Source organism: Saprospira sp. CCB-QB6, assembly GCF_028464065.1.
Classification (GTDB): domain Bacteria; phylum Bacteroidota; class Bacteroidia; order Chitinophagales; family Saprospiraceae; genus Saprospira.
Genome location: NZ_CP116808.1, coordinates 3568988 through 3581178 on the forward strand (window position 1 = coordinate 3568988; position 12191 = coordinate 3581178).

The 12191-nt window shown below is 43.2% G+C and carries 9 protein-coding genes; 3 read left to right on the forward strand and 6 right to left on the reverse strand.

Features of this window, described 5'->3' with window-relative positions:
- Positions 1 to 157: 157 nt before the first annotated feature.
- The 5 genes from PPO43_RS13675 to PPO43_RS13695 form a co-directional block, all read right to left on the reverse strand.
- Complete coding sequence (locus PPO43_RS13675) at positions 158 to 757, reverse strand: hypothetical protein (protein ID WP_272618718.1); 600 nt, start codon at positions 755 to 757, stop codon at positions 158 to 160.
- A complete protein-coding gene (gene mrdA / locus PPO43_RS13680) occupies positions 757 to 2610 on the reverse strand; it encodes a penicillin-binding protein 2 (RefSeq protein WP_272618719.1) in 1854 nt (617 codons plus the stop codon). The genes PPO43_RS13675 and mrdA overlap by 1 nt, the downstream gene beginning before the upstream one ends.
- Before the next feature lie 273 nt (positions 2611 to 2883).
- Positions 2884 to 3654, reverse strand: a complete 771-nt coding sequence (gene cdaA / locus PPO43_RS13685) for a diadenylate cyclase CdaA (protein WP_272618721.1) — start codon at positions 3652 to 3654, stop codon at positions 2884 to 2886.
- A 113-nt stretch (positions 3655 to 3767) separates the two neighbouring features.
- Positions 3768 to 4673, reverse strand: a complete 906-nt coding sequence (locus PPO43_RS13690) for a phosphatidylinositol-4-phosphate 5-kinase (protein WP_272618723.1) — start codon at positions 4671 to 4673, stop codon at positions 3768 to 3770.
- A 38-nt stretch (positions 4674 to 4711) separates the two neighbouring features.
- Entirely contained in the window at positions 4712 to 6973 is a 2262-nt protein-coding gene (locus PPO43_RS13695; RefSeq protein ID WP_272618726.1) for an AAA family ATPase, read from the reverse strand.
- An 891-nt stretch (positions 6974 to 7864) separates the two neighbouring features.
- Between PPO43_RS13695 and PPO43_RS13700 the strand changes: the two genes are divergently transcribed.
- Genes PPO43_RS13700 through PPO43_RS13710 form a run of 3 tightly spaced genes read left to right on the forward strand, consistent with a single transcriptional unit; the run spans position 7865 to position 11428 of the window.
- Positions 7865 to 9235 (forward strand): TolC family protein, encoded by a 1371-nt coding sequence (locus tag PPO43_RS13700; RefSeq protein WP_272618728.1) that lies wholly within the window; start codon positions 7865 to 7867, stop codon positions 9233 to 9235.
- Positions 9236 to 9239: 4 nt separating this feature from the next.
- The gene (locus PPO43_RS13705) at positions 9240 to 10214 is read left to right on the forward strand and encodes an HlyD family secretion protein (RefSeq protein ID WP_272618730.1); all 975 of its coding nucleotides are present in this window, start codon (positions 9240 to 9242) and stop codon (positions 10212 to 10214) included.
- A gap of 5 nt (positions 10215 to 10219) precedes the next feature.
- Positions 10220 to 11428 (forward strand): ABC transporter permease, encoded by a 1209-nt coding sequence (locus PPO43_RS13710; RefSeq protein WP_272618732.1) that lies wholly within the window; start codon positions 10220 to 10222, stop codon positions 11426 to 11428.
- On the opposite strand, the gene PPO43_RS13715 is transcribed toward PPO43_RS13710, so the two are convergent.
- Positions 11373 to 11939, reverse strand: coding sequence for a Crp/Fnr family transcriptional regulator (locus tag PPO43_RS13715; RefSeq protein WP_272618734.1), 567 nt, complete (start codon positions 11937 to 11939; stop codon positions 11373 to 11375). The genes PPO43_RS13710 and PPO43_RS13715 overlap by 56 nt on opposite strands.
- Between the last annotated feature and the right edge of the window lie 252 nt (positions 11940 to 12191).

Below are 12191 nucleotides of genomic sequence, written 5' to 3' on the forward strand. Positions count from 1 at the left end.
CAGGCCCGAAGGGCCGCAGGCCTAGGGATGGGCAGCAGTGGCCGCAGGCCAGACCAAGGCGCTGAAAGCGCCGAAGGACCGAGCGAACAGCGAGCTGCGAAACAGCCCGGCCGCCGCAGGCGGCAGGCCCCAAAAAATAAGTCGACTTATTGGGAAATTAGGACAATGCAAATTTTTGCAAAAAAGTCTCTATTTTTTCTTCATGCTCTACTTTAGGGGCAGAGGGATAATTTTCGGCTAGGGTGTAGAGCGCCTTGTGTTGGTCCTCAAAGAAATTCAGCCATTCGCCGCTAATGCTGGTCATTTTATCAGGATTGGCCAATAGTTGTTGGGCCTTTTGTTGCCAAGTTGTGCTTAAGAGGGGAAGCAAATTGTTCCAACTTTGGCTGGGTAAACTGCTGTTTTGGGTTAAAAGGTATTGGGCGGCTAGCATAGGGCGCAAAACGGCCAAATAGTGACTTTGAGGGAGCTCCCAGCAGCCAAATATTTCTTTGCGTAGAAAAGTAAAGGCCTGATCGAGTAATTCTAAGGCAAGTTGGCGGGGGCGAATGAGGCTTTGGGCGAGTTGGCAGAGTTCTTCTTGCATTTTTTGTTGAGGAAAGCTGCCTTGTTCTATGGCCCAAAAAGCTTCTGCTTTAGAGGCTTGTAAGAGGCGCAAAAAAGGGGCAATATTTTCGGAAGAAATGGCCACTTTTTCGGCAGGGGAGGAGCTGCAGGGATAACTAAACAAAAAGGGTTGTTCTTGGCTAGACATCATTAAGGAATATTGGGAGAAGAAACCAAATCGGCCTCTAGCATCATTTTCTCCAAGAGTTGGCGCTGAGGGCTTTCGATATGGCCTCTAAGGTGTTTTTCAATAATAAGAGAAGCGATTGGTCCACCATAGGTAGAGCCAAACCCTCCATTTTCTACATAAACGGCGACCACAATTTCGGGTTTTTCCATAGGGGCAAAAGCGATAAAGGTAGAGTGGTCTTTTCCGTGCACATTTTCTACAGTTCCTGTTTTACCACAAACGGCAATATCTTCGATATGTGCGCGGCGGCCTGTACCCGAGAGGATGACTCGGCGCATTCCATCGATAACGGCCTCAAAATGTCTGGGGTGGACTTTTGTATAATGCTTTTGTTTAAACTTGGCCAAGGCGTTGGTGCTATCGCCTTTGAGTTCTTTAGCAAAATGGGGCGTATAATAATAGCCACGATTGGCAATGATGGCGGCCATATTGGCCATTTGTAAGGGGGTAACTTCAAGTTCTCCTTGGCCGATACCGATAGAAACGGAATGAGAAAAGCGCCAGCGGCCTTCTCCGTATCGGCGATTAAAATAATCTACAGTAGGGATATTTCCGCTTGCTTCACCACCTACATCAATACCTAGTTTTCGGCCCAAGCCAAAGGCTTCGAGATGTTCGCTAAGTAGTTGCATTCCTTTGGCTGGAAAATCATAGCCATAGAGGTTGACCATTTCTCGGTAAGCTTGGCAAAAATAGTTGTTGCAAGAATATTGAATAGCGGCCCCGACATCATGAGTGGGGGCATGTCCGTGACAACCTACGCGCAAACTTCCCATAACGAAGCCTCCAGCGCAGCCCATTCCTCGGTCGGGTTGCAAAACCCCTTCTTGCAAAGCGATTGCGGCTAAAACAGGTTTGAAAATAGATCCTGGAGGGTATTTAGCTTGCAAGGCTCTGTTAAAGAGGGGGCGGCTAGAGTCACGAACTAATTCTAAGTAGGCCTTCTGTCGATCTTGGTCAACAGTAAGTAATTGAGGATTGTAGTTAGGGGCGCTAACCATGGCTAGAATTTCTCCTGTAGAGGGTTGCAGAACAACTACGGCCCCCCTTTTATTTTGCATGAGTTCTTCTGCATAGCGTTGTAAGTTCAAATCAATAGAAGTAATAAGATCGCAACCCGAAATAGCAGGAACATCTTGACTTCCTTCCTTATAACTGCCTTTAATTTTCCCCCATTTGTCTTTGAGAACTTGTTTTTTCCCTTTGGTTCCTCTAAGTTGTGCCTCATAAGCTTGTTCTAAACCTGAAATGCCAATATAATCCCCACTTTTATAGACACCAGCGGAGGCTTCAATCTGTTCTGAATTTACTTCAGAAATATAGCCTAAAGCATGAGCCCCAACAGTTACAGGATATCCTCGGCTGTTACGGCTGTGGAGTTCAAAACCTGGAAAATTGTAGAGATGTTCTTGGAGGATAGCTAAACTATCTGCTCTTAAACGGCTCATGAAGGTAATCGGCTTTCGTTTGGAGAATCGGCGATCTTTCCAGTTTTTCTCCATATTTTTGACAAAAGTAGCCGTATCAATACCCAATAATTTACAAAAAAGGGCTGTGTCAATATTGGCTCGACGAACAGTTTCGTAGGTGGCTAAAATGTCGTAGGTGGGCAAATTGTAAATGAGCAAACTGTCATTGCGATCATAGAGTAAGCCCCTGGATGGGTAAAGCGTTAGGGCTTGACGGTAGCTCTGTTGTTGTTGATAAGAGGTATCTACAATTTGAATTTGAAAACATTTAAACAAGAGGGCTAGGGCGGCCAAAATAATAGCGCCTTGTAGAATTCTGAGTCTTGTTTGATATATATCTTGCATAAGTTAACTTCAAGTAGAAGAAGGAACAGGTTGAAATATAAGCATCATGTCGTTTTTTGGTCCTAGTGTTTTAGAAGAAGGACCTAGGCCCAAGTTTAATAGCAAGATTTAGCGGCTTTGTATAAAAGCAGCTTGCTTAAAATGATGTCATTAGCTAAAATACTGCTTTTGTCTAGGCTGGCCAACTAGCAGCCTGCTTTTAATCTATTTTTTAGAGACGGAGGTCATTTTTTATGGAAGGGCGTAGGGCGGGGAAGCCCAAAAAAAGAAAAACTAGCGCATTACTTTCCGCAATAATTTGTGCATATCATCGGCGGAGATATTGCGTTGAATATTGCCTTGGCGGGCATAGGAAATATGACCTGTTTCTTCAGAGACAATGAAGGCTAAAACGGGCGTTTCTTCGGTAATTCCAATTGCTGCACGGTGGCGAAGGCCTAAAGATTGGGGAATGCCTGGGCGGTCGGAAACGGGAAGCACGCAGCTCGCGGCAATAACTTCTTGGCCCGAAATAATGGTTGCCCCATCATGTAAGGGGCTGTATTTATTGAAAATGCTGAGTAGTAATTGGCTACTAATTTTTGCGCCGAGCATTACGCCCGAACTATAGTAGCCATCGAGGCTGGCCCCTGTATTGATGAGGATAAGGGCACCTGTTTTTTCTTGGGCCATTTCTTCGGTGGCTCGAGTAATTTCGCGGATAATAAGTTCGAGCTGTGTATCTTCATGGGCGCCAGGTTTTTTGCCTAACAGTCGCTCGATAAATTGGCCTTGAAGATAACCTTGGCCCAAAAAGAGAAGAAATCGTCTTACTTCGGGTTGAAAAAGAATGAGCAGCGCAATCATTCCAACACTAACAAATTGACCTAAAATACTGCTAAGTAGGGGCATGCCCAAGGCCGAAACCAGCCACCAGAGGATGTAGACGAATACGAGTCCCAGAAAAATATTAAAGCCTAAACTGCCTTTAAGCAATTTGTAAATCTGGAAAAGGAGATAGCCCACGACAAGGATATCGACTAAATCCCATAGGGTAACGTCCATAAACCCGATTTGTAACAGCCAAATATAATCCATGATACTTATATAGGTAAATACAAAAAAAAGGTCCAAGAGAGGACCTTTTTTAATTTCATGATAAACGCCTGAAATCAGGCTTATTCTGCATGGACCAAAGAACCTCGGTCCCAAATGCCCTCTTCTACTTCTCCACGGCTAGAAATATATTTTCCTCGGCCATGGAATTCATTATCTCTAAAAAAGCCCTCGTAGTAGCTGCCGTCAAGATAAAAATATTTTCCAAAACCTGTTCGTTTTCCATGGATCCAATTGCCTTCATAACGATCGCCATTATTATAGTTATAAGTTCCATAACCATTGCGTTTGTCATGTAGCCAATTGCCTTCAAAGATGTCTCCGTTGGCATAGAAGTATTTGCCAAAGCCATTCATTTTACTATCGGCCCATTGCCCTTCGTAGCGATCATTGCTGGCCCACCAAAAAGTACCAATTCCGGTTCGGCTATCGCCTAGCCAGTCGCCTAAATAGCGGCTCCCTGTGGTGGCATAGACATATTCTCCATGGCCTTGTTTGAGGTCATTGACCCAACTGCCTTTGTAGGTATCGCCATTTTTATAGAAATAATTACCTTGGCCATGCATTTTTCCAAAGACCCAATCGCCATCGTAATATTCATCATCAGCCCAAACAAATATGCCATGGCCATGTCGGCTACCACGACTCCATTCTCCAAAATAGACACTACTGTCACTAGCATAATAATATTTACCTATTCCTTCACGCCAACCATCGAGCAGCTCGCCAATATAACGATCGCCATTTTCATAGTTATTGCGGTCTTTTTCTTCATTCAGTAATTCCTCAATATTATGAAAATGATAGCCGTTTAATTTGAAGTAACTAAAAGGACCGTCTTCTCCAGCAGGTAATTCATTCTCATTGATTTCTCTTTGCTTGGGAGGTTCTAGTCCACCACCATTGGCATCTCCAGGTTGCATGGGGGGGCCAGGACCATCGCCATTGTTCCATTCGTTATCTTTCATAATAAGTATTTAGAGTTTTATGAAGGGAGTATCTTGTACTAGATAAGCTCAATTTTAAGCTCATTTGCTACATAGTCAATGTACAACTTTTGTTTTTGAACTGCAACATCTTTTTGAAGTAACCAATTGGCTAGGGGAGCAATTAGTTCTCTTTCTAGGCAGCGTTGTAGTGGTCGAGCACCATATCGTTTATCAAACCCTTTTTGAACCAATAGTTCTTTAAGCGCGGGGCCAAAATCCAATTCTAACTCCCTTTTCTTAAAGCCTTCTCTTTTAGAAAGTTGATTTAGCTCTATGTCTAAAATTTGGCGAATATCGCTTTCTTCTAAGGCTTTGAAAAAAACAATTTGGTCCAAACGGTTAATAAATTCAGGACGGAAGAATTTATAAATCGCCGATTCATAATTTTGCTGCTCATTCTGCCCATAACCAATCCGACTTTGGTTGCTGGCCCCCAAATTAGAGGTCATAATAATGATACAGTTTTTAAAATTAGTCACTCGGCCAAAGGCATCTACAAAACGGCCTTCATCCAATAAGCTCAACAAACTATCAAAAATAGCAGGATGTGCTTTTTCTACCTCATCTAAAAGTAATAAGGCAAAAGGACGCTCTCGAACAGCTTGTACCAATTTGCCTGGTCGACCTGCCGCACCAATAAAACGTTCAATTTGCGCCGGATGTTGGAATTCACTCATGTCAATCCGAATCAAGGGGCTTTTTTGTTGCCCTTGTCCAAAAAAGTATTGAGCAAGTAATTTAGCCGCAGCCGTCTTTCCAACGCCCGTTGGTCCAGCAAAAAGTAAACTGCCAATGGGTTTGCTGGGGTTATTAAGCCCCACCTTAAAGATTTTAACCAAGTTACAAAGGGCTTCCACTGCTGGACTTTGCCCAATTAAGCGACTAGAAAAATAATCTTGCAGCTCTTGAGGCTGCAACAAAATATCATCCCGCAAAAATATTTCTGGTAAGCCCGTCTGCTTACTAAAGCTTTCTAAAACAGCTTTACTGTCTATTGTAGGAAGATTTTTATGACTTTGCATGACTTTATCCAAAAAACGAAGGGCTTTGCCCGGAAAATGTTCATAAGGATAATAACGATCTAAAAGACGGTAAGCCAATTGCCAAGCATCGGCCTGTATGCTTTGCTTGAATTGCTGCTCTGCATATTGGGCAAAACGCTCCAAAATTCTAAAGACGGCCATTTCATCCAACTGATTGAGCTGAACAATCTGAAAATGCTGAACAAAACTAGGCAGTTTTTGACGCAAACTCTCCAATTCTTTGGGCGTCAATTCCCCAATCAATTGCAATTTACCTTCCGCAATAAATCCACTCATAAAGGCTGCCAAACTATCCTCGGCGCCCTCACCACCAATTTGTAACAAACGAATGCAGTCATTGACCCAAAGTACACCCTGCACCGATTGCAGCTCTTCCACCAAACTTTCTACTTTCTGTTGCCATTCACCCAAATATTTGGCCTGCGCCGTTATTCGCTGACTATTGATGCGCCAAAATTGTAAGCCCATCTGACTCACTTTCTGGATTTTTCGCAAAGCTTCTTGTAATACCACTGTTTTACCCGAAGAAGGCGGACCCACCAATAAAATATTGGCCCTTTTATTCAGAATTTTATCAATGAGTTGCTGCACTACCTCTTCTCGCTCCCAAGCTTGTTCTGGCAAACGCTTTTTGCGAAGATCAGCCTGTTTGGGCGGATATAATTCAGCCAAAGCCGGCAATTCTTTTAATTGTGGCCCCTGTTGCCAAGCTTGCCCAAAAGAACTACGCTCTTCTACTTCCTTAATTCGCAACTGCAATTCACTTAATTGCGGCTCCGAACGATTCATCAAACGAAAAATACTTTTTGGCTGATACTGATTGAGCAAGTTGCTACAATAATATTGTAACAAAGAAGGCAAACTATTACTATCCTGATAGCGAAAAGATTCAAAAAGATCAGGCAACTGACACTCATAAGCATAACCATTCGAGCTAGGCCCATAAACGGTCCAAATCGGAATTTTTAAACTTTGCTCTACCGGAAAATTATGCTCCCCCAACTGATAACTGGGCCGAAACTCAATATCAAAGCGCTTTTTCTTAAACTGCTCCAAACTTTGAGGCGGATAATGCCCATATTTTTTATACTGCTTCTGCAAAAGCTGCACAAAAGCCGTCTTCAAACTTTTTAAATCCTTTTCAATCAACGGCAAATGATTTTGGCCCAAAATAAAGCCCATCTGAGAACCATCCGCCAAACTATAACTCCACAAAGGGTAGGTCAGTGTTTTCATGTCTCGTATTTTTATCTCGGAACGCATCAAATGAGTCCACGACCCAATTTAGGGCTTTTTATTTTTCTTTTCCAATTGTTTTGTTTTTGGGGCCTCCGCTGCGGCTTCGCCTTGCGGCGCTACGCTTTGGGGCTCGCTGTTCGCTCGGCCCTGCGTTTTTTTCGCTGCGCTCAAAAAACTAGGTCTGGCCTGCGGCCCCCCCGCCGCATCGCTAGGCCGCACAACTTTAGTTTTTTCTCTGGTCTTTTCTCTTCGGCCCTTAAATCCCCCTTTCAAATAGCGGCTTTCAATTAGCAATTGGGTTAAAAACAACAGAATTTTTTCTGCTGAGAAAAAACTGCAGTGGTCTGTAGGTTGAAACCTACAGCAAGAGGTACAAAACAGCAGAAAAAAAGTAGCCGAGGATTAAAATCCTCAGCTACAATCAATATTTTTCATGGGCCGATGGTTTTAACCATCGGCTCATTTTTTTGGATGTAGAATGGCTTTCTGTTTTGCAGTGGGTTTTAACCCACTGGTCCAAAAAAAAACAAGAGCCAAACCGCCGAAGAAAAAAGGTTGCCTGAAAAAATTAAGTAGAGCGGCCTAGCGATGTGCAGCAGTGGCCGTCAGGCCAGACCAAGCAAAAAACTTGTTTTTTTGCACAGGGCCGAGCGACCCGACCAACGGGAGCCGACGCAGCGAAGCAAGTAACAGCGAGCTGCGAAACGACAACAAGCCCTTTAGGGCGCAGTTCGACGACCGAAGGGAGTAACCGCCCGCCAAAGGCGGGAGGCCAAAAAAAATCGCTTAAAAAAAGCAAAAAAATGCGGCCTATAGATTTCTTGATCTAGGTCAAGAGAGAAAAAAATTGAAAAGAGGACCTTTGAGCTAGACAAAAATAGATCTGGCATGAAGAAATTGATGATTTCCTTTTTTCTTTTTCTGGGCGCACTACCAATAAAGGCCCAAGAATTTATTCCACAAGAATTTTGGGGACTTTGGGAGGCGACTGCAAAGCGAGATGCAGGCCTAAAAAGTTTTGATTTGACCCAAGAGCAAATTTTATTGCAAGATAAAGCGCTGCGCTATCGCTTTTTGCCCAATTTTGAACTCAATGCAAGTTATACGCGCTTGGGCGAAGACCTTCGTTTTGATAGCGATATGGAAAGTTTGTTGATGGGCAGCCAACGTTTGTTGGCCAAAGAAGCTTTGGGTATTCCATTTAATGCGGCTTTGCCCGAACAAGTACCACTTTCTGAAATTCCGCCCATTTTGGAGCGAAATATTTTGAAAGCCTCCGCTGACATGAATTGGCTATTATATAGTGGCGGAAAAATTAAACAGGGCCGAAAAGCTTTGCAAGCCAAAGGTGAAATGCAATTGGCCCAAAAACAAATGCAAAAAGAAACGCTCTTTAATAATTTGTTGCAAACTTACGATCAGTTGGGTTTGTTGTTGGCCGCAGAAAAAGTATTGTCGCAAACAGGTGATTATTTGGCCCAGCAAGAAAATTTTGTAGAAAAAGCCATTGCTAACGGTTTGGCGATTCCGATTGATCGCAAAAAAATTGAACTGGCCAAAAAACAACTGGCCCTCAAAGTAGAAGAGCAAAAAAGCAAGAAGAAAATTGTTTTGGCCCTTTTAGCACAACAATCGCAACTGCCCGCAGAAGAATTGGCCAATTTGCAACCTCAATTGGCTTTGCCCGCAGAAAAAAACTGGTCCAGCGAAAGAAGAGTAGAATTAAGCGCCTTAGAAGCCGCACAAAATGCTTTGGAAGCCCAAGAAAAAATGGAACGCCAAAGTTTTATTCCCAAAGTAGCCCTCAAAGGACATTATGAAATTTTGCAGCAGGATTTATCGCTGCTCGATCCCAAAGCCTATATCGCATTGGGTGTAAATTGGAAGCTCTTCGATGGCCGACAAGGTCATCTCAAAGCAGAGGAAAAAGCTTTAGAGCAACAAAAAGTCAAAGAAAAAATCCGAGAAGTAGAAGAACAATTGCTTTTGGCCGAGACCAAAGCGCAGGCGGATTGGGATTTGGCCCAAGAAAAAATTGAACTGCAAGAAGCTGAGAAAAAATTGGCCGAAGAACATTATGCGCTAGTGCAAGAACAATATCAAAATGGATTGACGGATTTGCGAGAGCCTTTGGCGGCCCTAAAAGATATTGAACAAATTTCTTTTTCCTTGGCCCAAACCAAATATCAAGCAAGACGCGCCTATTTGGCCCTCATTCAAGCAAAAGGACAGTTAATTAAGACCATCGAACAACAATAATCAAATGAAACGACTATTTATTTTGGGCCTTCTGCCCCTTCTCCTTTTTAGTTGCCAGACAGAAGAACAGCCACAAAAAATTCAATTTCCTCAGGGAAAAGTAAAATATAAAACCTTGGGCGTTAGCTCGAAGATTGCCGGCCGCTTGGCTAAAATTTATGTCAAAGAAGGACAGCTGGTCCAAAAAGGCGACACTTTAGCCCGACTCGATATTCCAGAGATCGCTGCAAAGATGGCGCAGGCCGAAGGTGCTATTTTAGCGGCCTCTGGACAATTAGAGATGGCAAAAAATGGTGCAACTAGCGAACAAAGAGCGCAATTGGAACAAAAAATTGAAGCTGCCAAAGCACAACTCGCTTTTGCACAAGCTTCTGAAAAAAGATTGGCGGCTTTGCATGCCGATTCATTACTCTCTACGCAATCTTATGAAGAAGTGGCCATGAAAGTAGAATTGGCTCAAGCACAACTAGCGGCTTTAAAAGAAAAGCGAAAAGAAGTAGAAAAAGGAAGTCGCAGCGAATTAGTACAACAAGCGCAGGGACAATTGGCCAGAGCGCAGGCGGCCAAACAAGAATTAGAAGTGGCCCAAGAAGAAATTTATATCATTTCGCCCGCCAATTTTAGAATCGAAACCATTTCGCTAGAAGAAGGCGAACTCCTTGGCCCCGGCTACAGCCTTTTTTATGGCTACAAAACAGAAAGCATGTATTTCCGCTTCAGCATTGCCGAATCTGAAATTTACAACTTTGAGGAAGGACAAAAAATAAATGTTCAAAATCCTTACACCAAAGAAGAAATTCCCTGCGAATTGCGCCGCATCAAACAATTGGCCCGTTATGCCAGCCAAAGTTCTGCGGCACCCAACTACGAATTGGCCGAAAATTTATACGAGCTTCAACTTTGGCCCATTCAAAAAACAAAAAGTCCGCAATATGTAAATGCAACTGTTTTGCTGCTTGCTGAGGCTACAAAAAAATAAGAGAAATGAAAGAGTTTTTTCAATTGCTAGGCCTAGAGTTTAAGCGTTTTTTGAGCAACCGTGTCATTGTGGCCATCTTTTTTATGGCGCCTGTTTTTTATGGCCTTTTATTTCAGGCCGTTTATCGCAAAGCACAATTGCAAGACTTGCCCATTTTGGTGGTGGATGCCGATCAAACGCCTTCTTCGGCTCTCTTAATCGATGCCCTTTCCGATAATCCAAGTCTAAAAGTGGCCGAAGTATTGGGCGAGGTACAATATTTAAAAGAAAAAATGTTGGAAGAAGAATTTATGGCGGTGGTGCAAATCCCCCAAGATTTTGAGGCCGATATTTTACAAAAGCGTCATCCAGAGGTTCGTGTAGATCTCAACATGGTTAATTTGTTGGAAGCCAACCTCGCCAGCAGAAATTTGCAATTGGTTTTGGCCAGTTTAAATGCGGGCTTTGAAATTGAAGGCCTAAAAAAACAAGGGATGTCGCCTCCTCAGGCTGCCGCAGCTTATGAAGCTTTTCAAATTAGTTTTCACAAGTTATATAATAGTAGTGGCAGCTATTTATATTATATGTTGCCTGGTTTGTTGGCGGCCATCCTACAACAAGTGATCTTTTTGGCCATGGCCATTAGTTTTGCTCGAGATTTTGAAGATGGCCATTTTAGTCGCTTGGCCAAGGCTTCTCCTTTTGCAGGCTATAGTTTATTGCTGAAAATTTTGCCCATCGCCATTTTTCTGCCCGTCAATTATGCCTTGATGTATTGGGGCTTCCAATATTTTCAGATCGAATTTTTGATGCCCTTAGATAAATTGCTGCCTTTGGTTTTTTATTTTTCTTTGGCCGCTACTTTTATCGGTTTATTATTTTCGATTGTTTTGCCCAGCCAATTAACGGCCACCGAATTATTGATGGTCATTTCTACTCCCGCCTTTGTTTTGAGTGGATTTAGTTGGCCGCGTTCGGGCATGCCTCCACTTTTGGCCGAGGCCGCCAATTATATTCCCCTAACTCCTTTTATTGAAGGCATTCGAAAATTGAGTTACTATGGCGCAGAGCTTTCGCAAATTGAGCCCGAAATCAAACAGCTACAATTTTTAGCGCTTTCGGCTTTCGTTTTACTTTTTGTAGTGGTACAAATAAAAACCCTTTTGCGCAGAAGAAAACTTAATGCTTTGCCCGAATCCGACTCAAAGTTTCAGGCCGAATCCCTAAAAAACTAGCAATATCGCCTAGGCGCAAGCGCTGAAATAGATCAGGATAACGTTCCAACATAAAATCGTAGCGCTCTTTGGCCGATTTAAATTGCATAGCATGCCAACGCTGAATCATTTCGCCCAGCATTTCAATTGCTAGCAATCGGCCAAAGCGCTCAATTAAATGCAATTCTTCAAAGAGTTGCTCCAAACGCTGATGCGAAATTTCATACAAGCGGGCATCTTCCAACAATTCTATATTATATATAGAAGGCTTTTGCTGGAAAAAACTTTCGCTATTGGTCAAAAATTCGCCTTCCCTAAAAAACCACAAACTAACATCACTACCCGAATCGCCATAATAAAAACTGCGGGCCAAGCCCTCTTCAATAAAAAAAAGCGAGCGACAAACCTTGCCCATCGGAAGAAGTAATTCTCCTTTGGGCAATTTTTTTTCTACAAACTCTTCTTTGAGTCGCGCCAAATCACTTGCTGGAAAATCTACTCTAGCTTTTAGCGCAGCTTCTAATCGCTTCATTTTTTCTGTTTTTGCGAAGATAAGTTTTTTGAGGATTATTTTTTTGGCGTTACTCCTTTCCGTCGTCGAACTGTGCCCTAAAGGGCTTGTTGTCGCTGCTGGCTGCTGTTTTGGGGCCTCCCGCCTTCGGCGGGCGCTACGTTCCGCAGCTCGCTATTCGCTCGGCCCTGCGCAAAAAAACAAGTTTTTTGCTTGGTCTGGCCTGACGGCCACTGCTGCACATCGCTAGGCCGCTCATCTGTCTTTTTTTCT

Bases quoted from the DNA above. Each gene is read 5' to 3' on its own strand.
- PPO43_RS13695 (WP_272618726.1), bottom strand. From the start codon at position 6,973: ATGAAAACACTGACCTACCCTTTGTGGAGTTATAGTTTGGCGGATGGT.
- cdaA (WP_272618721.1), bottom strand. From the start codon at position 3,654: ATGGACGTTACCCTATGGGATTTAGTCGATATCCTTGTCGTGGGCTAT.
- PPO43_RS13705 (WP_272618730.1), top strand. From the start codon at position 9,240: ATGAAACGACTATTTATTTTGGGCCTTCTGCCCCTTCTCCTTTTTAGT.
- PPO43_RS13675 (WP_272618718.1), bottom strand. From the start codon at position 757: ATGATGTCTAGCCAAGAACAACCCTTTTTGTTTAGTTATCCCTGCAGC.
- PPO43_RS13715 (WP_272618734.1), bottom strand. From the start codon at position 11,939: ATGAAGCGATTAGAAGCTGCGCTAAAAGCTAGAGTAGATTTTCCAGCA.
- mrdA (WP_272618719.1), bottom strand. From the start codon at position 2,610: ATGCAAGATATATATCAAACAAGACTCAGAATTCTACAAGGCGCTATT.
- PPO43_RS13700 (WP_272618728.1), top strand. From the start codon at position 7,865: ATGAAGAAATTGATGATTTCCTTTTTTCTTTTTCTGGGCGCACTACCA.
- PPO43_RS13690 (WP_272618723.1), bottom strand. From the start codon at position 4,673: ATGAAAGATAACGAATGGAACAATGGCGATGGTCCTGGCCCCCCCATG.
- PPO43_RS13710 (WP_272618732.1), top strand. From the start codon at position 10,220: ATGAAAGAGTTTTTTCAATTGCTAGGCCTAGAGTTTAAGCGTTTTTTG.